A 22,828-nucleotide genomic window follows, 5' to 3' on the forward strand; every position below is an offset into this window, starting at 1 on the left:
GACCGGCAAGGCGCCCCACCGCACCGTGCACCCCCCTGTCCGAGAAGCCTCGGGCGCAGGTCCGAACCGTGAGTCCGGCCTGACCGCCCGGTGCCATGAAACAGTCAGGAGCCGCCGTGTACAGACCCCTCCCTCTGCGCACTACTTCCCGTCGACGCGGCGGGATCTCCCTCGCGGTGCTCGGCGCGCTGCTGGCGTCTTCGCTGACCCTGGGCCTGTCTCCGCGGGCACACGCGGCGGAGGAGCTTCTTTCCCAGGGCAGGCCGGCCACGGCCTCCTCGCAGGAAGGCGAGGCGTACGTCGCGGGAGCCACCGTCGACGGCGACCTGTCCGGCACCCGCTGGTCGAGCGAGCGGCGAGACGGCGAATGGATCCAGGTGGACCTCGGGGCGAGCAGGGACCTGAGCCGCGTGGTTCTGACCTGGGAGGCCGCCTACGGCAAGAACTACGAGCTCCAGGCATCCGACAACGGCAGCGACTGGCGGACCCTGAAGGCGGTCACCGGCAGCGACGGCGGCACGGACGAGATCGCCGTCTCCGGCTCGGGCCGCTACGTCCGTATGCAGGGCGTCACGCGAGCCGGCGGCTACGGGTACTCCCTGTGGGAGTTCCAGGTCTACGGCGGCCGAGGCGGCGACAACCCGGCCCCCGGTGGGGCGGTGAAGGTGACCGGTTCGCGGGGCAGCTGGCAGCTGACCGTCGCAGGGCAGCCTTACACGATCAAGGGACTCACGTGGGGCCCGCCCGCGGCCGACGCGCCCACGTATCTGCCTGACGTGAGGTCCATGGGCGTCAACACGCTCCGCACGTGGGGCACCGACAGTTCCACCAAGCCCCTGCTGGACGCCGCCGCCGCCCAGGGAATCAAGGTCATCAACGGCTTCTGGCTCCAGCCCGGTGGCGGCCCCGGCGCCGGCGGCTGCGTCGACTACGTCACGGACACGACGTACAAGAACAGCATGCTCGACGAGTTCGCCCAGTGGGTCGACACCTACAAGAGCCACCCGGCGACCCTCATGTGGAACGTCGGCAACGAGTCCGTCCTCGGTCTCCAGAACTGCTACGGCGGCGCCGGGCTGGAGGCGCAGCGCGACGCCTACACCTCCTTCGTGAACGACGTCGCGAAGAAGATCCACGCCATCGACCCCGACCACCCCGTGACCTCCACGGACGCCTGGACCGGTGCCTGGCCGTACTACAAGCGCAACGCGCCCGGTCTCGACCTGTACGCGGTGAACTCCTACGCCAACCTCTGCAAGGTGCGGCAGGACTGGATCGACGGCGGCTACGACAAGCCCTACATCATCACCGAGGGCGGTCCCGCCGGTGAGTGGGAGGTTCCCGACGACGTCAACGGCATCCCCGACGAGCCGACCGACGTGCAGAAGGCCGACGGTTACACCAGGGCGTGGGGCTGTGTCACCGGCCACGCGGGTGTCGCCCTGGGGGCCACGCTCTTCCACTACGGTCGCGAGCACGACTTCGGCGGCGTCTGGTTCAACCTCGTTCCCGACGGGCTGAAGCGGTTGTCGTACTATGCCGTGAAGAAGGCGTACACCGGCTCCGCGGGTGGCAACACGCCGCCGGTCATCACGAACATGGCCGTCTCGCCGGCCTCCGCGGCTCCGGCGGGCCGTGAGTTCACCGTGCACGCCGACATCCGCGACCCCGACGGTGATCCGATCACGTCCAGGATCTACCTCAGCGGAAACTACGCCGACGGAGACAAACGGCTCGTGGAGGCGCGGTGGCGCTCCACCGGCAACGGCACCTTCGCCGTCACCGCGCCCGCGAAGCTCGGTGTGTGGAAGGTGTACATCCAGGCGGAGGACGGCCGGGGCAACGCCGGCATCGAGACCGAGTCCGTCAGGGTCGTCGCCCCGCCGGTGAGCGGGACCAACCTGGCACTGCACCGGCCCGCGACCGCGTCCTCCTTCCAGCAGTCCTACGGCGACTGCCCCTGCCCGGCCGGGAACGCCACCGACGGCGACCCTGTCACGCGCTGGGCCAGTGACTGGAGCGACCCGCAGTGGATCCGGGTCGACCTGGGCGTCCCCAGGCCCATCCGCACGGTGCAATTGGTCTGGGACCCCGCCTACGCCAAGTCCTACGAGGTGCAGGTCTCCGACGACGGCACGACCTGGCGTCAGGCCTACGCCACGACCACGGGTGACGGAGACGTCGACACCCTCGACGTCGTGGTCACCGCCCGCCATGTCCGGCTCCAGCTGACGGCCAGGGGCACCGGGTGGGGCCACTCCCTCCACGAGCTGGGGATCTACGGCTGACGCCGTGCCCCGACCACCCGGGGCGGCAGGCAGACGGATCCCGCCGCCGCCCCGGTCGCACCACCCGCGCGGTACCGGCCCCTGTGCGATGTGCTCGTACCGCGCGGGCCCTCTTCCCACCTCACGGGCAGGAGACCCCATGAGATCGAGTCCGAAACGGCTCTCCGCACTCCTGATCAGCGGCGCGCTCGTGGCCGGTGCCCTCGGTATCGGCACGATCGCCCATGCCGGCACCGGCAACGGTCCTGAAGCACGTACGGCATCACCCGCCGCGCGGACCGCACAGACCGCACAGACCGCACAAGCCGCGCACGCCGGGCATGTGATGGCCGCGTCCACCCTTGCGTCCGGCGACGACCCGGACGGCGACGGCTACATACCGGCCGTACCGCAGGTCACCGGCGTCACCCCGTCCACGGCCACGCCGCCGCCGCGCTACTTCCACGAGTTCCAGGCCAACTGCTCGGTGACGCACACCGCCCCGGACGACCCGATCGTGTACCCGGGCCAGCCGGGCAAGTCCCACGACCACACCTTCATGGGCAACACCTCCACGAACGCGAGCAGCACCACCGATTCCCTCTACGGCGGCGCCACCACGTGCAGGGCACCCGCCGACGCCTCCGGCTACTGGATGCCCTTGCTGTACAAGGGCGACCAGAAGATCCTGCCCGTCGGCCCGCAGACCATCTACTACAAGGCCGGCGTCACCGACTACACCAGCGTGCGCCCGTTCCCCAAGGGGCTGAGGTTCGTCGTGGGCGATCCGACGCAGAGCGCCGACGCGTTCCGCCGTCACCGCGGCTTCGTCGAGGGCTGGGAGTGCGGCGAGAGCTACTTCAACACCGACTTCCCGGCGGCCTGTCCGAACCGGCCCGACGTCCAGCTCAACATCCGCTTCCAGTCGCCCAGTTGCTGGGACGGAAAGTACCTCGACACCCCCGACCACAAGAGCCACATGGCATACCCGGTCGTCAAACCCGGTACCAACGACAACATGTGCCCCGCCGACCACCCGGTCGCCCTGCCGATGATCGAGTTCAAGATGGCCTTCCCGGTCAACGGCGACATGAGCCAGGTACGCCTGGCCAGCGGACGCGGCTACTCCTTCCACTACGACTTCTTCAACGCATGGGAGGAACGGACCCTCAAGGCCATGGTCGACCACTGCGTCGTGGGCGGACTCCAGTGCGACGCCCGTGGCTACGACCAGACGCACCCCGAAGTGGGCGCGGCGTTGAACACGGACTACCGGCTTCCCTGACCCGGCCGGTGATCCCGCCGAACAGCCCGGCCGCGGCCCGGCCGCTTTCCGTTCGCTCCGGGGAACGGCCGGGCTCCCGGTCCGTTCGTGTGGGGCCGAGGCACTTGGAGAACCCGCGGGTGACGGGGATAACGGCACGTTAAAGTGCCGGGGTGAACAAGCGGGGACCGACCCTGGAGGATGTCGCCCGAGAAGCAGGTGTTTCCCGAGCGACGGTGTCACGCGTCGTGAACGGTGTTCGCAACGTGGACCCCGAGATCCAGGATGTGGTGCGCCGCGCCATTCGGACCACCGGGTACAGCCCGAACGGCGCCGCGAGGTCCCTGGTGACACGACGCGCGCAGACGGTGGCCCTGCTGATCTCCGGCGCGGGAGACGGCTTTGCCGCACGCGTCTTCACCGACCCCTTCTTCGGCCGGATCGTCAGCGGCGCCATGACGTACCTCCGCGGACACGCCATGCATCCCGTGCTGATGTTCGCCGAGACCGTCGCGGCCCGGGAGCAGGTGGTCGGCTACCTGCGTCAGGGAAGCGCGGACGGCGCCCTCGTCGTATCCATCCAGGCCGACGACCCGCTGCCCCGGATGCTTCTCGACGCCCGGGTCCCGGTCGTGCTGTTCGCCAGGCCGTCACAGCCACTGCCGGTGAGCTACGTGGACATGGACCACTACGCGGGCGGACGGCTGGCCGCCGAACACCTACTGGCCCGTGGCTGCCGGTACCCCGCGACGATCAGCGCCCCCGGCGACCTGCCGGCCGGACGGGACAGGCTCGCCGGATTTCGCGACGCCCTCCAGCGTGCCGGGCGAGGCCCCGCACCGGTCGTCGAAGGTGAATTCACCCTCGACAGCGGGGCTGCGGCGATGATGCGCCTGGCCGAGGACCACCCGGAAGTGGACGGCGTCTTCGCGGCGAATGATCTGATGGCACAGGGCGCCTGCCAGATCGTACGAGAGCAGGGACGGCGCGTACCCGACGACGTGGCCGTGGTGGGTTTCGACGACTCCACCGTCGCGATCACGTGCAGGCCGCCGCTGACGACGGTGCGTCAGCCGGTCGAGAAGATGGCCGCCGCCATGGCGGAGTTGCTGGCCGGCCAGCTCCAGGGATCGGTGAGCAGTCCCACCCACACACTCTTCGACCCCGAACTCATCGTCCGCGACTCGGCCTGAGAGGCCGCTGCCGCCGCCTACCTTCCCCGGCCCTCGCCACCCGGATGCGATCAGACGGGGCAGGGGAGGACGAGCGGGCGGCGCACCCTGCGAGAACCTGCCGCGACGAGCGCCTTCTGCCGTACCGATCCGTAACCGCCACTGTCTGGCCCCGAGCCGAACCGGCCTCAGTCGAGACCGCGATGGGCGGCCCACAACGTCCCGGCGCGATCGGCCGCGTCGGCAATCAGAGCCGCCAGTTCTGGTTCGTCGGGAACCGGGAACGAGACATACGCCCCCCGACCACCGCCGACGGACTCGCCGTCCTCCGGCCGGAGGGACGGCGGCTGGCCGGCGGCCAGCGCACGTCCAGCGCACCCATCTAGCGCAAGGCGCCGCCCACGCCCGGCGCCCGGACGTCGGCCAGTGCCGTGGCCAGGGACCGCCAGACGTGGGTGGCCAGATCGAGGTTGTGGGCGTCCGTCGCCTGCTGGCCGAGGCGGCGCAGGGCCGCGACGCCCTGGTCGACCCGGCCCTCCAGGATCATCAGACGGCCCTCCAGGACCGCCAGCCGTACCCGGTCCCCGTGCGGCAGCCGGAGTTCGCCGTCCCGCGGCAACGCGCCGCACAGCGTCCGGGCTTCGTCCAACCGGCCTTGGTGGAAGGCGAGATGGGCCCGCAGAGCGCGTACCTCGTGCAGCTGGCTCGGGGTGCCGATGAGTTCGAGGACCACCTCGGCCTCGCCGAGCCACCGCTCCGCCGCCGCCACGCACGGCGGTGACATCTGGAGCGCTGCGGCCGTCGCCGCCGTACGCAGCCGGGTCCACAGGATCAGGTCGTCGCCGCCCCGGAGCAATGCCAGCGCCGCCTCGAGCCGGGAGCGGGCGGTCCGGTGGTCGCCCCGCCGATCGGCGACCACCGAGGCGGTCCACAGCGCCTCTGCGGCCGGCTGGGGAGCGGCCGTGGGCAGCAACTCGGCCTCCAGCTCGCGTACATGGCGCTCGGCCGCTTCCAGCAGGCCGAGCCCGGTCTCGACGGCGATCAGGACCGTCAGGGCGGCCATGACGTCGGCGGACGACAGCCGCTCCGCGCGGGCGAGGGTGAGCGCGGTGACGGCGACCGGTTCCGCCGCCCGTGCCTTGCCCAGGGCGACCAGACAGCGCGCGTACTGCACATGGGAGCGCACCCGGAGGTCGGGGTCCGCGATCAGTTCGCTCAGTTCGATCAGCTCGCGCAGATGAACGCGCTCCTGCTCGAAGTCTCCCTGGCCGCCGCTGATCCGGCCGAGCAGCCACAGCGCCTGCCAGCGGCCCACGGGGTCGTCGTGCTCGTCGTCGCGCACCGCCTGGAGGAGGGCGGTGGCGCTGTCCGTGCCCGGCGGCGCCGAGGTCGCGGCGGCGAGCGCGCGTCTCAGGCAACCGCCCGCGCGCGGCTCGGTCAACGCGACTATGTCCACGCCGAGTTGCTGTGCCAGATAGCTGACGGTCCGTCCGGTGGGCCGGCGTTCGCCCGACTCCAGACGGGAGAGGTATCCGGTGGACATGCCCTCACCGACGACCGCGGCCTGGCTCAAGCCCCGCTCGAGCCTGAGCTTCCTCAGTTGCCGGCCGAAGTGCGGCTGCTCAAGCATTTCGCCCTCTGATCCCCTGAGGTCCTTTTGAGTCTTCCGATCGCCCCGTGTTTCCGAGGTCACGTCCGGAAGTTGCCCATACTTTAGGGAGGCTTGGCAATGGGGGCAACACGGTTGCGCACGCGAGGTTTCTCCTGTCATTTGCCATGGCTCCCTGCGTACCGAGTTCCGGAACGGCCGGGCGGAGGATCCGATTGGCTGGAATTGCCCCATGGCCAAAAGCGTTGGCAATGGGCGCGCCCGGATAGGCAAACCCTTGCCAGGTGGGTTGTCCGGCCATAGCCTCCGAGTTGCCGACCCGATGTGATATCGCCCCGACCCGGTGGCGACCGCGCGAAAGTGACACGCTGACAACGTTGTCCCGCGGGGTTGCCGAACCGGGCGGGATGCATCGAAACCCCCATGTACAGAGGGAAAGACGGTATGTCCGTGGTGACCACAAGCATCACCGCCTCATCCACCACCGTCGTCAAGGCGGGCGCCGGCGTGAACCGCCGCCGCACCTACACGGCCCACGTATGTCCGAAGGGCATGACCATCACGGCCGCGGAAGCCGACTTCGCGGCACAGTTCGGGGCGAGCCCCGGCGAGATATGCGACCGCAGGCTGAGCGATCTGCTCCGGGCAGGTACGCCCGAGGTGCTGTGCCATCGTTTCACCGACCTTTCCGAGGGCCGCACGAGTTGGTTCACCGAGCGGGTGGCCGGGCGGCACGACAGCGGCCGTGTCTTCGCCGCCGACCTGACGGCGATAGCGGTCACCGGCGCGACCGGGCCGGCCGGACTGGTCCTCCTGCTGAGCCCCCTGGGGGCGGCGGACGAGCCGTACCCCCGCGAACTGACGCTCAGCGAACTCGACGTGCAGGTCCTGGAGGGCGTGGCCGGTGGTGCGTCGACCGTGCAGCTGGCCGGCCGTCTGTACCTGAGCCGTCAGGGCGTGGAGTACCGCGTGCGCCTGCTGCTGCGCCGGTTCGACGCCCCCAACCGGCCCGCCCTGGTGGCCCGCGCCCACGCGCTAGGGCTGTTCGCGCCGGGCCAGTGGCCCCCACGGGTACTGCCGGAACTCATCGAGTGACGGGCACGACGGGGGACACGGCGGGCGGTGGCCGTCGGCGGGAAGTTCCCGCCGGCGGGCTCCGTCGCGTCCGTCCCGGGGGTGCAGGCGGCCTCCGTCGCGTCCGTCCCGGGGTCCAGGCGGCGTGCCGGGTGGCGCCCCGGGACGCCCGCCGCCCGCCGGGCCTCCGGAGCCCTTCTCCGTGGTCCCGCCGCGGGCCCGGCGTCGCGACGCGGCTCCGCCGCGTCGCCGGCACGCCGGCACGCCCGCTCCGCGCGGACGGCCTCCTCCGCCCCACGCCCGCGCGCGGCGGACCGCGCGGGCCGCCCGGAAGGCACCGCCGCCCCGGGCGCGCGGAATCCACAGGCGCCGGACGCGGCAGGCTCCACAGCGCCGGGCACGGCAGGCTCCGCAGGCGGACGGGCCTCAGGCCGCCGAGGGTTGCCAGGCCTCCCGGAAGCGCAACCGGGCGCGGTGCAGCCGGGACCGTACGGTGCCCACCGGCAGTGACAGGACACGTGCCATCTCCTCCTCGTTGAGGCCGTAGGCGCGCAGGGTGAGGACCTGCCGGTGGGACATGGACAGCCGGTCCAGCACATCGCTGATGTGCACGGCGTCCAGCGGGTTGGCCTCCTGCCCCGGCTCGACCCGTTGGTACGGCCCCTCCTCACCGGCCCGTTTCACCGTGCGGACGGCCTCGCGGACCGTCACCGAACGCACCCAGCCGTAGAACGCGGTCGGCTCCCGCAGCGTGCGCAGACCCCGGTAGACGGCGAGGAGCGCCTCCTGCGTGGCGTCCGCACCGTCGTCGTGCGTGATGGACCGGCACAGTCGTGCGACGTACGGGACGATCCCGGTCAGCAGCTGGTTCATGGCCTGTTCGTCGCCCGCCTGGGCGCGCGGCAGCAGCGCCAGGGGTGTGGGGATGTCGCGGACGTCGCTCATGTCGGCGCAGGGCTCCTTACGGTGGCCGGTGAGGTGCGGTGCGGTGGGCCGCCTCAGCCCGCCGCCGTGGGGACGGGCTCGACGGCGGCGGCGCAGGCGTCGAGCACCGCACCGACCTCGTCGCGGAAGGCACGGACGAACCGAGGGCTGAAACAGGCGGTGAAGTAGGGGAACTCGATGGCCAGCCGTCCCTCGAACGAGACGACACAGGCCATCACCGGGCTGCGTCCGGCCGCCGGGAAGTACTGCTCCCGGGCGGGCACCAGCCGGACGTCGGTGGCCTCCAGGCCTTCCGGCAGCCGGGGCCCCGGGACGACGCCCATGTTCGTGGCGATCACCGTCGCCAGCTGGAGCGTGGGGTCGCGTGGGATCTCGGGCGTGATCCGCATCTCGTGGTAGGGGCCGTCGCCCGCGACGAACTCGCCGAGCCGGGAGTGAACGGTGCGGGCCAGCTCGAGCGGGTCCGACTCCGGGGCGACGTCCAGGGCCTGGAGGTGGCTGGTGACGGCGGGCACCATCACCAGGGCGGGCACCGGCGGTGACAGCCGCGAGCGCAGATCGACGGGGGAGAGGCAGCGCAGGGCACGCGGCTCGCCGCCGGGCAGACGCCGGCGCGCCGTCGTGAGCAGGGCGGCGGCGACCAGGGCGTGCACGGTCACGCCCGCCGAGCGGGCGGTGCGGCGCAGCCGGCCGGTGCGCTCCTCGTCCAGCGCCAGTCGGCACACCTCGATACGGCCCTCGACGGCGGACGGATCCGTGACGTCGTACGCCACCAGCTGCGCCGGGTACCGGCGGGCTTCGTCCACGCGCCGTTCCAGGTACGCGGTCGTCGCCGTCTCGTCCACCTCGGGCAGCAACTCGCTCACGGGCACCGCCCAGCCGGGGGCGCCCTCCGCGGCGCCGGGCCGCTCCTCGCCCTCGGCCAGCGCCCGGTAGCGTTCCCAGATCTCGTTGTGCAGGGCGATGCCGCTGTGTCCGTCGACGACGGTGTGGTCCACCGAGAGCACGAACAGGTGGCCCTCTCCGTCCGGCGAGCTCACCAGGACCGCCCGGCTCAGGGGTCCGCCGACGGACAGCGGTGTGTTGAGCTCCGTGGCGTAGGCGTCCTCGGCGGCGCCGGTCCGGGTGTTCAGCCGGGGGCGCGCGGCCTCGTCCAGCAGGTCCAGCGCGAAGCCCTCGCCGTCGGGCACGATGCGGGTCCGCAGCGCCGGATGCGCCTCGGTGACCGCGTCGAACGCGGCCGACAGCGCCTCGGTGTCGAGACGGCCGCGCAGGGTGCAGGAGAGCACCGCTCGGCTTCGCTGCCCGACATACAGCGTCTCTACCGGACACAACGCACGGCGCATGACCCAGGCCCTCTTTTCGTCCGCTCATTCCCGGAAGCCGCACGCCGGCCATCGGCCTGCGCCGCGGATCCGGCTCAACGTCCTTTCGAGAGTGCACGGTCGGGGCGGTGCGAATCCAGCCGATGCGGAGCGAGCGGGGAAAGTCTCGTGTTTTCCCTAAAGTTCGTCGCGGACGCGGCTATCCCGGAACCCGCGTTCTTTAGGGAAAAACCTGAATTCCGTCCGCGGGGCCGGATCGGGCTTGACCGGGTTCGGCCGCAAGCCCCAGCGTGAGGACCTCGTGAACCGGCGGTGGGCCGCGATACGGCCACGTCCCCGGAGCGCGGCCGTGAATGCCGGCCCGGTGGGCCGGGGCCGCTTCCCTGTCAGACCGACCGGGCTCTTTCCGGCCGGGCCGTTACGGCTTGCCACGTGAGGGTTGTGCTATGTCACTCCACGAGGAGTCTCTCCCCGAGGACGAACGTCGACCGCTGTCCGGCGCCCAGGAAGGTCTCTGGTACGCGCAGCGGCTCGCCCCCGACAGCGCCGCGTACAACACCGCGGAGGCGGTGGAGATCCACGGCGGTCTGGACACCGCGCTGTTCGAGGCGGCGCTGCGCCGCACGGTCGCCGAGGCCGGTACCTTCGCGCTGCGCTTCCTGGACACCGACGACGGCCCCCGCTGCGGTCCGGCGCCGGACGCCGACGACTGGCCACTGCACCGGGTCGACGTGAGCGACGCCGCGGACCCGGAGGCCGCCGCCTGGAAACTGATCCGCGCGGACCTCGCGACCCCGGTGGACACCGACAAGGGCCCGCTGTTCGCACACACCCTCCTCACCCTCGCCGCCGACCGCCACATCTGGTTGCTTCGGGCTCATCACCTCCTGCTCGACGGCTACAGCTACAAGCTCCTCGGCCGCCGCCTGGCCGACGTCCACAACGCGCTGGCCGAGGGCCGCGACCCAGGTCCCGGCGGCTTCGCGCCCGTCGGCCGGCTGCGGACCGAGGAGGCCGCCTACCTCGCCTCCGAACGCCGTGACCGTGACCGCGACCACTGGACCCGCCGTCTGGCGGGCCTGCCGGAACCGGCCCGGCTCACCCGCCGTACGGCCCCGCCGCGCGCACCGTTCCTGCGCCACACCGCCGAACTCGGCCCCCAGGACGCAGAGGCGCTGTCCGCCGCGGCCGCCGGCCTGGGCATCACCCGCGCCGACCTGCTCGCCACCGCCCTGGCCGTCTACCTGCACCGCATGACCGGTACGGACGACCTCGTCCTCGGCATGGCCACCATGAGCCGGCTCGGCAGCGCCGCCCTGCGCACCCCGGGCACCGCCTCCGACGTGCTGCCCCTGCGTGTCACCGCCCGACCGGGCGCCGCCCTGGCGGAGTTCGCGCGCACGGTCGCCGACGAGCTGGCCGCACTACGACGGCACCAGCAGTACCGGGGCGAGTTCATCCGCCGCGACCTCGGCCTCCTCGGCACCGGTCGCCGCCTGCACGGACCCGTGCTGAACATCGTCCCCTTCACCGAGGAACTGCACTTCGCCGGCAGCACGGCGACCTGGCACCACCTGTCGGGCGGCGCCGTCGACGACCTCCAGATCAACGTCCGGCCCGGCACCCGGCCCGGCGCTCTCTGGCTGGCCTTCGACGCCAACCCCCACCTGTACGAGGAGGACGAACTCGCCCTGCACGGGAACCGGTTCCTCGCGCTGCTGCGGCGGCTGGCGCGGGCGGCTCCCACCACCGCGCTCGCCGATCTGGACCTGCTGCTGCCCGGCGAGCACCCGAGCGGCCGGCCGGTGCGCGAGTTCCCGGTCACCGGCACGCTCACCGAGCTGTTCGAGCGGCAGGTGAGTGCCCGGCCCGGACGGATCGCCGTCACCCACCAGGGCGCACACCTCACCTACGGGCAACTCAACGAAGAGGCCAACCGGTTGGCCCGGCTGCTCGTCGAACGCGGCGCGGGACCGGGCCGGACGGTGGCCCTCGCGCTGCACCGGGGCCCGCGGCTGCTGCCCGCACTGCTGGCGGTCCTCAAGACCGGAGCCGCCTACCTCCCGCTGGACCCCGCCCACCCGGCCGAACGCCTGCGCCTGGTCCTGGCGGACGCGGCGCCCGTCCTCCTGGTCACCGAGGGCGACCTCGCCGCGGACCTCGGCGGCGACGTCACCGCCGTCGTCCTGGACGAGCCCGCCGTCACCGCCGACCTCGCCGCGCGCCCGGCCGCCGACCTGACCGACGCCGACCGCGGCGGACCGACCGGCCCGGACCAGATCGCGTACGTCATCCACACCTCCGGCTCCACCGGCCGCCCCAAGGGCGTGCCCGTCCCGCACGCCAACGTGGTCCGGCTGTTCGCGGCGTCGGCCGAGCACTTCGACTTCGGCGCCGACGACGTGTGGACCCTCTTCCACTCCTACGCGTTCGACTTCTCCGTCTGGGAGATCTGGGGCGCCCTGCTGCACGGCGGCAGGCTCGTCGTCGTGCCGTACACCGTCAGCCGTTCCCCACGGGACTTCCTGCGGCTGCTGCACGACGAACGTGTCACCGTCCTCAACCAGACACCGTCCGCCTTCGAACAGCTGGTGGACGCCGACGAGGCGCCCACCGCCGGAGCGCTGCGCTACGTCGTGTTCGGCGGGGAGGCGCTGCGGCCCGAACGGCTGCGCCCGTGGACCGCCCGGCACGGCCTCGACCGGCCGGCCCTGGTGAACATGTACGGCATCACCGAGACCACCGTGCACGTCACCCACCACCGCCTCACCCCGGACGACCTGACGGACCCCCGCCGGGGCAGCATCGTCGGCACCCCGCTCGCCGACCTGCGCGTGTACCTCCTCGACCCGCAGGGCCGGCCCGTGCCGCCGGGCGCCGTCGGCGAGCTGTACGTCGCCGGCGCCGGAGTGACCCCCGGCTATCTGCGCCGCCCCGAACTGACCGCCGAGCGCTTCCTGGACGACCCGCACGGCCCGCCCGGCAGTCGCATGTACCGCTCGGGCGACCTGGCGCGGCTGCGCGCCGACGGCGCCCTCGACCACCTAGGCCGCGCCGACCGGCAGGTGCAGCTGCGCGGCTTCCGGGTCGAGCCCGGCGAGATCGAGGCCGTCCTCGCCGAGCACCCCGGCATCGCCCGCGCCGCCGTCGTCGTGCGCCGTGCCGACCACGGCGCGGAGCAGCTCGTCGCCTATCTCGTGAGCACCGGTGAACGACCGCCCGCCGCGGCCGAGGTGCGCGCCCACGCGGCCGCCCACCTGCCGGAGCACATGGTCCCCGCCGCCTGTGTGCTCATGGACACCCTGCCGCTGACCGCCAACGGCAAACTGGACACCGACGCGCTGCCCGCCCCCGACCTCACCGGCGCGGCGGCCGGCACCCGTCCCGCGAGCCCCGAACAGGCGCTGGTGTGCGCCCTGTTCGAGGACGTGCTGAAGCTGCCCCGGGACTCCGTCGGCATCGACGCCGGCTTCTTCGACCTGGGCGGCGACTCGCTGCTCGCCACCCGGCTGCTGGCCCGGCTGCGCCTCGCGTCCGGCACCGACGTGCCGATCACCGCCCTGTTCGAAGGTCCGTCGCCCGCCGCCCTCGCCCGGCTCCTCGACGGCCGACCCGGCACGGCTCCCGGCCGGCCCGCTCTCGGCGAGCGGCCCCGCCCCGAGCGGGTCCCGCTGTCCTACGCCCAGGAACGCATGCGGTTCCTGAACCGGCTCGACGGCTCCACGGCGACGTACAACATCCCGCTCGTCGTGCCGCTCGGCGCCACCGCCGACACCGGGGCGCTGCGTGCCGCGCTGGGCGACCTCGCCGACCGGCACGAGATCCTGCGCACGGTGCTCGCCGACCACGACGGCACGCCGTACCAGCGGATCCTGCCGGCCGGCGGGCCGCGCCCGCCGCTGCCCGCCGTGGACTGCCCCGCCGAGGAGATCGGCGCGCACCTGGCCGCCGCCTCCCGTCACCGTTTCGACCTCACCGGCGAACCTCCCCTGCGGGCCTGGCTGTTCGGCACCGGTGAGGACCGGACCCTGCTGCTCCTGCTGCACCACAGCGCCGCCGACGGCTGGTCCCTTCGGCCCCTCGCCGACGACCTGAGCAGGGCCTACGCGGCACGCCGCGCGGGCACCGCCCCGGCGTGGGACGCGCCCCCGCCGCAGTACGCGGACTACGCGCTCTGGCAGCGTGCTCTGCTCGCCCCCGGGCCGGACGGTACGGGACACGCCGAGCGGCTCACCGCTTACTGGCGGCAGGCGCTGGCCTCGGCTCCGCAGGAGTGCACCCTGCCGGGCGACCGGCCCCGGCCGACGGAACCGCGCGACGGCGCCCATGTCACCGAGCACGTACCCGCCGCCCTGCACCGCGACCTCACCGGCCTCGCCGAACGCGAGGGCGCCAGCCTGTTCATGCTGCTGCACGCCGCCGTCAGCGCCCTGCTCACCCGCTGCGGAGCCGGTGCGGACATCGTGCTGGGCGTCCCCGTCGCCGGGCGCTCCGAACCCGGCCTGGACGATCTGATCGGCCTGGTCACCAACACCCTGGTGCTGCGCGCCGACACCTCGGGCGACCCGGCCTTCCGTGAACTGCTGGCCCGCGTCCGGCCCGGCGACCTGGCCGCGCTCGGCCACCAGGAACTGCCCTTCGACCGGCTGGTCGACGAACTGAACCCGCCCCGTCGGCCCGGCCGGCACCCGCTGTTCCAGGTCATGCTCGCCCTCCAGAACAACGAGCCCGCCGTACTCCGCCTCGACGGACACCCGACGTTGCTGCGGCCCACCGCCACCGGCACCGCCAAGTTCGACCTCTTCGTGGACGTCCTCGAACGGCACACCGCCGACGGCACGCCCGACGGCCTGGACCTGCACATCGAGTACGCCACCGACCTGTACGACCCGTCCACCGCCGAGGAGTTCGCCCGCGCCCTGGGCCGGCTGCTCGCCGCCGTGAGCGCCGACCCGGACACACGGCTCGGCGGGCTCCCGGCGCCCGCGCCGCGCGCACCGGCCGGGGAACCCGGACCCGACACCGCGGGTCTCGCCGAGGCCGCCCGGTCGGTGCCCGGCATCCGCGACGCCGTCGCGCTGCCCGCGGCCGACGGCGGACCGCCCCGGCTGTTCGTGGTACCGGGCCGCGCGGAGGCCACCGAGGCCGTCGAACGCCTGCTGGAGCGCACCGGCACCCCGACCGTCGGCGTCACCGCCGTCAGCACCCTGCCCCGCGACGCCGACGGCGCCCTCGACCAGGCCGCCCTCACCGCCCTGCCCGCCGTCGACCGCGCCGCCGCCGACGCCTGGCAACAGCGCCTCGCCCGCGTCACCGGCGTCGGCGCCGCCGAGGCGGGGGTCGAGGACACCCCGCGGGAACTGGCCCGCAGGCACGCCGCAGCCCCGCGCCGCGCCGCACCGGCGTCCGACGGCGGCACCCGAGGGGCGGCCGGGACGCGGCCCGCCCTCAGCGAGGGCCCCGCGCAGGCCGAACCGACCGTGGCCACCTGGGCCCAGGCCCTGGTACGCGCCGCCGACCACGCTCGGGGCGACATCGTGCACGTCCACCCCGACGGCAGCGAGACCCGCCGTGACTACGCCTCCCTCGTCCCCGAGGCCTCCCGGGTCCTCGCCGGACTGCGGCGTGCCGGACTGCGCCCCGGCGACCAGGTGATCCTCCAGTGCGATGCCGGTGAGGACTTCCTCGCGGTGCTGTGGGGCTGCATCCTCGGCGGCTTCGTCGCCGTACCGCTCACCGTGCCCGCCTCCTACGCCACCCCCTCGGCCGCCCTCACCAAACTGGAGGGCATCTGGCGGATGCTCGGCCGGCCCTGGATCGTCTGCTCGCCCGCGCTGGAGGCGGGCCTGCGCGACCGGATCGGCCACGACGGCGGGTCCGGTCTCGAGCTGACCACGGCCGACGCCCTGCGGGACGCGCCCGAGGACCGCGACTGGTACGCGGCCCGGCCGGACGACCTCATCCTGATGCTGATGACCTCGGGCAGCACCGGCCTGCCCAAGGCCGTCCGGCTGACCCACCGCAACGTCCTGGCCCGTTCCGCCGCCACCGAGGCCATGAACGGACTCGGCGCCGACGACGTGACCTTGAACTGGATCCCGCTCGACCACGTCACCGGCGTCGTCATGTTCCACCTGCGGGACCTGTATCTGGGCTGCCGGCAGATCCACGCACCCACCTCCTGGATCCTCCAGGACCCGACGCGCTGGATGGACCTCGCCCACCGGCACCGGGTCAGCGTGACCTGGGCCCCCAACTTCGCCTTCGGGCTGCTCGCCGGACAGGCCCCGCGCTTCGCGGACCGCGACTGGGACCTGACCCCGATGCGGCTGGTGATGAACGCCGGTGAGGTCGTCGTGGCCGCCGCCGCCCGCGGCTTCCTGCACGCGCTGCGGCCCTTCGGACTGCCGCAGGACGTGATGCACCCCGGCTGGGGCATGTCCGAGACCTGCTCGGTGGTCACGGACGCGGTGCTGCCCGCCGAACCGCCCGGCACCGACGAGACGTTCGTCAGCTGCGGCCTGCCCTACCCCGGCTTTGCCATGCGCGTCGTCGGCGAGGACAACACCGTGCTCACCGAGGGCGAGGCCGGCCGGCTCCAGGTCCGGGGCACCTCCGTGACCGGCGGCTACCACGACAACCCGGCGGCCAACGCCGAGGCGTTCACCGACGACGGCTGGTTCGACACCGGCGACCTGGCGTTCCTGCGCGACGGCGAGCTGTTCATCACCGGCCGCGCCAAGGACGTCATCATCGTCAACGGCGTCAACCACTACAGCCACGAGATCGAGACCTGCGTCGAGGAACTGCCCGCCGTCGTCCGCAGCTTCACCGCGGCCTGCGCGGTCCGCTCCGACGCGACCGCCGCCACCGACGAACTCGCCCTGTTCTTCCACCTCGCCCCCGTGCCCGACCGCGCGGCCGCGCTGCGGGAGATCGCGGGCAAGGTCACCCGTGAGATCGGGGTCAGCCCCGCCTTCCTGGTCCCGGTCGGCCCCGGCGACATCCCCAAGACCGAGATCGGCAAGATCCAGCGGACCAAGCTGCGCAAGAGCTTCGAGGCGGGAGACTTCGACGACGCCGTCCGCGAGGCACACCTCCTGCTGGGCACCGCCGCCACCCTGCCCGACTGGTTCCTGAAGCCCGTGTGGCAGCCGGCCGCCCCACGCGCCCCGCGCGTCCTGCCGCCCGGCCGGCACACCCTGGTCCTGGCCTGCGACGGCCCCGGGACCCACGCCCTCGCCGACCGGCTGGCCCGGGTGCTGCGCGCCGACGGTGCCCGCTGCACCGTCGCCACCGACGGACCGTCCTACGAACGCCTCGACGCCGCCCGCTACCGGATCCGGCCCGTCGAGGACACCGACCACACGGCGCTGCTGCGGGACGCGGCCGCCGACGAGCGGCCGGTCGACGCCGTCGTCCACCTCACGGCCCCGCACGGCGGCGACGCGGCCCCGGACGAGTCCGCCGCCCGCACCCTGCTGGCGCTCGCCCGGGCCCTCGGCACCCGCCCGGCCGACCTGCTCCACGTGACGGTGGACGCCCAGGCGGTCGGTACGGGCGAAGCGCCCGCCCCGGCCCAGGCCATGGCCGGCGCGGTCCTGAAGTCGCTGCGGGAGGAAGCACCGGGGCTGCGCTGCGTCCACCTGGACGTCGAACGGGACACCGACCCCGTACCGCTCGTGACGGCGGAGGCGGCGCAGCCGCCCGTGGACACCGAGGTGGCCCACCGCGGCGGACGGCGGTACGCGCGCCGGCTGGCCCCGCTGCCCGAGGCGCCCGACCGCAGGGAACCGCCCGCCACCGACGGCTTCCACCTCGTCAGCGGAGGGCTCGGCGGAGTCGGCGGCGCGCTGGCCGCCCACCTGCTGGAGACCCCCGGCACCCGCCTGCTCCTGATCGGCCGCAGCCCGCTGCCCGAGGACGGCACAACCCTCGGGCGGCTGCGAGAACTGGGCGACGTGCGCTACGCGTGCGCCGACGTCACCGACGAGGACCGGGTGCGGGCGGCGGTGGACGAGGCCACCGGGGCCTGGGGCGTCCCCCTGACCTCGGTCTGGCATCTGGCCGGCGCACTCGTGGAGCGGCCCGTCGGCGACCTGGACCCTGACGCCTGGCGCTCGGCGCTGGACGCCAAGGCGCACGGCGCCTGGACCCTGCACCGGGTCAGCGCCGACCGTCCGGTGACCTCGTTCGTGCTGTTCTCCTCCGTCAACGGCTGGTTCGGCGGCGCCATGAACACCGCCTACGCCGCGGCCAACGCCTACCTCGACGCGCTCGCCCTGCACCGCCGCGCCCGGGGCCTGCCCGCGCAGAGCCTGGCCTGGAGCATGTGGCACGAGCGGGGCATGAGCAGCGGCTACGGTCTCACCGCCCTCACCGAGGCACGCGGCTACCGGGTACTGGACGCGGCCGCCGCACTGCGCTCCCTCGATCTCGCCCGCACCCTGGACGAACCCCATCTCCTGATCGGCGCCGACCGCACCGCCCCCTGGGTCCGCAGCCATGTCGCCGAACCGGCCCGGCAGGTACGGCGGCTGGCCGCCCGCGTAGCGCTGGAGGAGGGCGCCGACCTCGGCGCCCTGCACCGGGCGGCCGCCGACGCCGCGGGCATCGCCCCCTGGGTGCTGCGCGCCGCCGGCAGCGCCGAACGCCCGGAGGCCGCCGACGACACCGGGGGACGCGTCCACGCCCTGGAACAACGGCTCATCGAGCTGTGGTGCGAGGTGCTGCACCGCGACCGCGTCGGCCGGGACGAGAACTTCTTCGACCTGGGCGGCAACTCCCTGCTCCTGGTCGGCGCGCAGAGCGCCGTCAACCAGGAGTTCGGCTGCGAGCTGACCGTGGTCGACCTGTTCGCGCACCCCACCGTGCGCGACCTGGCCCGCCACCTCGTCGGCCGTACGACGGACCCCGGGGACCCGACCGACGCCGCAGCCGACCCGCCGAGCGGGCTGGACCGGGCGAAGGAACAGGCACGACGGCAGCGCGCGGCCCGGACCCGCCGCTCCGCACGGAACGGAAAGGGCCAAGGCCATGCATGAGACCGACGGGCCGCTGGACACACCGGAGGAGGACCTGCCGGCCGTCGCCGTCATCGGCATGGCCGGCCGGTTTCCCGGCGCCGACGACCTCGACGCGTTCTGGGACAACCTGGCCGCGGGCCGCGAAGCCGTACGACCCGTGACCGACGAGGAGTTCCTGGCCGCCGGCGGCGACCCGCGCGACCTGGACGACCCGTCGCTGATCCGCATGGCCTCCGTCGTCGAGGGCATCGACCGCTTCGACTCCGCGTTCTTCGGCTACCTGCCCGCCGAGGCCGCCGTGGTCGACCCCCAGCAGCGCCTGCTGCTGGAGACCGCCTACCACGCCCTGGAGAACGCGGGCCGCCTCGCACCCGGCACCGATCACGGCACCTTCGGCGTGTACGCGGGTGCCGGCGACAGCCGGTACTACCCCGCCCACGTCCACCCCCGCCACGCCGGACAGCCCGGCTCCGTCGAGCTGGTGCACGCGGCCACCGCCAACTCCCTGGGCACCCTCGCCCCCCGCATCTCCTACGAACTGGGTCTGACCGGCCCCAGCGTCTCCCTCCAGACGGCCTGCTCCACCGCTCTCGTCGCCGTGCACACCGCCTGCCAGGACCTGCTCGACCACCGCTGCGACACCGCCCTGGCCGCCGCCGTCTCCCTCAACCCCTCGGCGGCGCTCGGCTACCGGCACGTACCCGACGGGCCCTTCTCGCCCGACGGACACTGCCGGGCGTTCGCCGCGGACGCCGCCGGCACCTCCTCCGGGGACGGCGTCGGCGCGGTCGTCCTCAAACGGCTGGCGGACGCCCTCGCCGACGGCGACCACGTCCGGGCCGTGATCCGGGGCAGCGCCGTCAACAACGACGGACGGCGCAAGGTCGGCTTCAGCGCGCCCAGTTCCGCCGGACAGACCGAGGTCGTGCTGGCCGCGCAGGCCCAGGCGATGGTGGACGCCGACACCATCGGCCTGGTCGAGGCGCACGGCACCGCGACGCGCCTCGGCGACCCCATCGAGGTGGCCGCGCTCACCGAGGCGTTCCGGGAGTCCACCCGACGGCGCGGCTACTGCGCGCTGGGCTCGGTGAAGACCAACATCGGCCATCTGGGCGCGGCGGCCGGCATCGCCGGGCTCATCAAGGCGGTCCTCGCCCTGGAACACCGGCAGATCCCGCCCAGCCTGCACTTCGACCGGCCCAACCCGCTCATCGACTTCGCGGCCGGACCGTTCCGCGTCCCCACCGCGCTGGAGGACTGGCCCGCCGACGGCCACCCCCGGCGGGCCGCGGTCAGCGCCTTCGGGATCGGCGGCACCAACGCCCATGTCGTGCTGGAGGAGGCCCCCGCTCCCGCGCCCGCACCGCCGCGCGCCCCCGAGGACGGCGGCCGCCTGGTGCTGCCGCTGTCCGCCCGGACCGCCGGCGCCCTGCGCGGTCAGGCCCAGGCCCTCGCCCACCACCTGGAACGCCATCCGGACCTGCGCCTCGACGACGTGGCGCACTCGCTGCGCACCACCCGCCCGGCCCTGCGCCACCGCCTGACCGTCAGCGCCGCCTCCCGCGAGGAGGCCCTGTCCGCCCTGCGGGCCGCCGCCCCCGCCACCCCGGCCGTGCCGGACGAACCCGCCCGGGTGGCCTTCCTGCTGCCGGGCGGCGGCACCCAGTACCCCGGCATGGGCGCCGAGCTGTACCGCGACCAGGACGTCTACCGCGACGCCGTGGACGAGTGCGCCCGCGTCCTGCGCCCCGTCCTCGGCACCGACCTGCGCACCTCCCTCTTCGAGGGCGCACCGGCCGACCACACCGCCACCTTCCTCGGCCTGGTCGTCACCGAGTACGCCCTCGCCCGCACCCTGATGGCCGCCGGGGTCCGCCCCGACGCGCTCATCGGCCACTCCCTGGGCGAGTACACGGCGGCCTGCCTGGCCGGGGTCATCGACCTCGCGGACATGCTGCCCCTGGTCACCGAACGGATCCGGCTGATCAGCGGTGCGGGCGGAGCGACCGTCGGAGTGGCGGCCCCGGCCGAGGAGGTACTCCCGCTGCTCGACGAGGAGTTGTCCCTGGCCGCGGTGAACGGTCCCGCCGCCTGCACCGTCGCCGGGTACGAGGAGGCCGTGGCCCGCTTCGAGCGTGAACTCGCCCGCCGCGACCTCCCGTTCCGCCGGGTGCGGATACCGGCGGCCGCCCACTCCCACGTCCTGGACCCGGTGCTGGAGACGTACGAGCGGCACCTGCGCGGCGTCACCCTGCGCCCGCCCCGCATCCCGTTCGTCACCAGCGTCACCGGCACCTGGATCACCGACGCCCAGGCGACCTCGGTCCGCCATTGGCTCGACCACACCCGCCGCACCGTGCGGTTCACCGACGCCGTCACGGCCCTGTGGGAGCGCGGGCGCCCGGTCCTGGTGGAGATCGGACCGGCGGACACCCTGACCCGACTGGCCGCCGCCCAACTGGACCCGGACACACCGGTGACGGTCACCACCATGCGGCACGCCAAGGCCGACGCCCGCGACGGCTTCGTCCTCGCCGAGGCGCTGGGCCGGCTGTGGTCCGCCGGTGCGGACACCGCGCTCCCGCCGGTGCCGGGCACGCCGCGGCCGGTGCCGCTGCCGCCGTACGCCTTCGAACGCCACCGCCACTGGATCGACGCGCCGGGCGCCCGCTCCACCGCGTCCGACACCTCGGACACGGTCCGGGACGAGCCGCACCTCGCGCCCCGGCCCCGGCTCACCACCGAGGCCGTGCCGCCGCGCACCGAGCGGGAACAGGCCGTCGCCCAGCTGTGGGAGCAGACCCTCGGCATCGGCGGGATCGGCGTCCACGACAACTTCTTCGACCTCGGCGGCGACTCCATGCGGGCCGTCCTGCTGGCCGGCCGGCTCCGCCGGGCCGGGGTGCTCGACGTACCCGCCGCCACCCTGCTGGCCGCGCCGACCGTCGCCGGTGTCCTCGCCGCCACCGAGGACACCGACGACCAGCCGCCCGGCGGCACCGCGAACGCCCTCGCCCCCCTGCTGCCGCTGCGCCGCGAGGGCGCCGCCGCACCGCTGTTCTGCGTCCACCCCGGCGCGGGCGTCTCCTGGCGCTACACCGGCCTGCTGCCCCACCTCGGCGGCGACCAGCCGGTGTACGGCATCCAGGCCGCCGGTCTCGACGGCACCCGGCCGCCCGCAGCCGACGCCCCCGCCATGGTCGCCTCCTACGTCGATCTCGTCCGCGAGGTCCAGCCGCACGGCCCCTACCGGCTGCTGGGCTGGTCCTACGGCGGCTTCGTCGCCCACGCGATGGCCTGCGCGCTCCAGGAACAGGGGGAGCGGGTGGAACTGCTGGCCATGCTGGACGCCCCGCAGCCGTACGCGAGCGCGTACGACGCCGGGACGGCCGAGCGCCAGGTGGCGGCCCTGCTGATGCGGGTGACCGGCCTGCCCGTGCCCCCGGACGGCGGCCCGCCCGCGGTGGCGACCGTCCTGGACCTCATCGACGCCAAGGTCACGGCGGACCCCGCCGCCTCTCCGGTCGACCGCGCGCAGGCCGCCGCCGTCGCCGACGTCATGCGCAACAACCTGCGCCTCGCCCCCCGGTTCGAGCCCGGTGTCTTCCACGGGGACGTCCTGTTCTTCAGCGCCGACGACGAACCGGCGACGGACTTCACCGGCGACCTCGCCGTACAGCCCGGCAAGGCGGACGCCTGGCGTGCCCACGTGCGCGGCGCCCTGCACGACCACCGGGTGCCGTGCGGGCACTACGAGATGACCGAACCCGAGCCCCTCGCCCTGATCGGGACGGCGGTCGCCAAGGCACTGCGCGGCACCGCCGATCCCACCGCGCCCGCACCCACCGCCGATCCCACCGCGCCCGTACCCGTTACGCCCCCCGGGGGCCCCGACCGTCCAGGAGAATCTCAATGACCGTGTCAAGCCGTCTGCGTGACTGGTGGGGCGGAGGTGAAGAGCCTCTTGTCACGCAGCATCGCCCAGAGCACGTTCACCCGGCGTCGGGCGAGCGCGAGAAGCGCCTGCGTGTGGATCAAGCCCTCGGCCCGCTTCTTGAGGTAGTAGTCCCGGGAGGGGCCCGTCCGCATCATCGACGACTGCGCGGACATGTAGAACAACCAGCGCAGGCGCCGGTTGTAACGTTT

General features: G+C 73.7%; 9 protein-coding genes and 1 pseudogene. 6 read left to right on the forward strand and 4 right to left on the reverse strand.

Annotation, left to right across the window (positions count from 1 at the left end):
• Window positions 1-95 precede the first annotated feature (95 nt).
• From AOQ37_RS37375 to AOQ37_RS37385, 3 genes are all read left to right on the forward strand, one after another.
• Window positions 96-2,288, forward strand: coding sequence for a discoidin domain-containing protein (locus tag AOQ37_RS37375; protein ID WP_062651531.1), 2,193 nt, complete (start codon window positions 96-98; stop codon window positions 2,286-2,288).
• Between the two features lie 139 nt (window positions 2,289-2,427).
• A complete protein-coding gene (locus AOQ37_RS37380) occupies window positions 2,428-3,552 on the forward strand; it encodes a DUF1996 domain-containing protein (RefSeq protein ID WP_062651533.1) in 1,125 nt (374 codons plus the stop codon).
• Window positions 3,553-3,704: 152 nt separating this feature from the next.
• The gene (locus AOQ37_RS37385; protein WP_062651535.1) at window positions 3,705-4,724 is read left to right on the forward strand and encodes a LacI family DNA-binding transcriptional regulator; all 1,020 of its coding nucleotides are present in this window, start codon (window positions 3,705-3,707) and stop codon (window positions 4,722-4,724) included.
• A 361-nt stretch (window positions 4,725-5,085) separates the two neighbouring features.
• Here the strand turns inward: AOQ37_RS37385 and AOQ37_RS37395 are convergent, their stop codons facing one another.
• The gene (locus tag AOQ37_RS37395) at window positions 5,086-6,333 is read right to left on the reverse strand and encodes a helix-turn-helix domain-containing protein (protein WP_062651539.1); all 1,248 of its coding nucleotides are present in this window, start codon (window positions 6,331-6,333) and stop codon (window positions 5,086-5,088) included.
• Window positions 6,334-6,756: 423 nt separating this feature from the next.
• On the opposite strand from AOQ37_RS37395, the gene AOQ37_RS37400 reads away from it, so the two are divergent.
• The gene (locus AOQ37_RS37400) at window positions 6,757-7,407 is read left to right on the forward strand and encodes a helix-turn-helix domain-containing protein (protein WP_062651548.1); all 651 of its coding nucleotides are present in this window, start codon (window positions 6,757-6,759) and stop codon (window positions 7,405-7,407) included.
• A gap of 405 nt (window positions 7,408-7,812) precedes the next feature.
• Here AOQ37_RS37400 and AOQ37_RS37405 read toward each other — a convergent pair whose 3' ends face one another.
• Both AOQ37_RS37405 and AOQ37_RS37410 read right to left on the reverse strand, forming a co-directional pair.
• Window positions 7,813-8,331, reverse strand: a complete 519-nt coding sequence (locus tag AOQ37_RS37405; protein WP_062651550.1) for an RNA polymerase sigma factor — start codon at window positions 8,329-8,331, stop codon at window positions 7,813-7,815.
• A 53-nt stretch (window positions 8,332-8,384) separates the two neighbouring features.
• Complete coding sequence (locus AOQ37_RS37410) at window positions 8,385-9,620, reverse strand: phthiocerol/phthiodiolone dimycocerosyl transferase family protein (protein ID WP_445407668.1); 1,236 nt, start codon at window positions 9,618-9,620, stop codon at window positions 8,385-8,387.
• Window positions 9,621-10,102: 482 nt separating this feature from the next.
• On the opposite strand from AOQ37_RS37410, the gene AOQ37_RS37415 reads away from it, so the two are divergent.
• Window positions 10,103-18,700 carry a non-ribosomal peptide synthetase gene (locus AOQ37_RS37415; protein ID WP_062651554.1) on the forward strand — a complete coding sequence of 2,866 codons (8,598 nt, stop codon included), beginning with the start codon at window positions 10,103-10,105 and terminating at the stop codon, window positions 18,698-18,700.
• Complete coding sequence (locus AOQ37_RS37420) at window positions 18,693-22,598, forward strand: type I polyketide synthase (RefSeq protein ID WP_062651556.1); 3,906 nt, start codon at window positions 18,693-18,695, stop codon at window positions 22,596-22,598. Before AOQ37_RS37415 ends, AOQ37_RS37420 begins: the two co-directional genes overlap by 8 nt.
• A gap of 5 nt (window positions 22,599-22,603) precedes the next feature.
• Here the strand turns inward: AOQ37_RS37420 and AOQ37_RS37425 are convergent.
• Window positions 22,604-22,828 (reverse strand): annotated as a pseudogene (locus AOQ37_RS37425) (IS110 family transposase); the annotation flags it as partial.

The organism is Streptomyces maremycinicus, assembly GCF_001184025.1.
Classification (GTDB): domain Bacteria; phylum Actinomycetota; class Actinomycetes; order Streptomycetales; family Streptomycetaceae; genus Streptomyces; species Streptomyces maremycinicus.

What these genes read in the sequence shown, in the direction of transcription:
- AOQ37_RS37375 (WP_062651531.1), top strand. Translation starts at nt 96, where the DNA reads ATGAAACAGTCAGGAGCCGCCGTGTACAGACCCCTCCCTCTGCGCACT.
- AOQ37_RS37380 (WP_062651533.1), top strand. Translation starts at nt 2,428, where the DNA reads ATGAGATCGAGTCCGAAACGGCTCTCCGCACTCCTGATCAGCGGCGCG.
- AOQ37_RS37395 (WP_062651539.1), bottom strand. Translation starts at nt 6,333, where the DNA reads ATGCTTGAGCAGCCGCACTTCGGCCGGCAACTGAGGAAGCTCAGGCTC.
- AOQ37_RS37400 (WP_062651548.1), top strand. Translation starts at nt 6,757, where the DNA reads ATGTCCGTGGTGACCACAAGCATCACCGCCTCATCCACCACCGTCGTC.
- AOQ37_RS37405 (WP_062651550.1), bottom strand. Translation starts at nt 8,331, where the DNA reads ATGAGCGACGTCCGCGACATCCCCACACCCCTGGCGCTGCTGCCGCGC.
- AOQ37_RS37415 (WP_062651554.1), top strand. Translation starts at nt 10,103, where the DNA reads ATGTCACTCCACGAGGAGTCTCTCCCCGAGGACGAACGTCGACCGCTG.
- AOQ37_RS37420 (WP_062651556.1), top strand. Translation starts at nt 18,693, where the DNA reads ATGCATGAGACCGACGGGCCGCTGGACACACCGGAGGAGGACCTGCCG.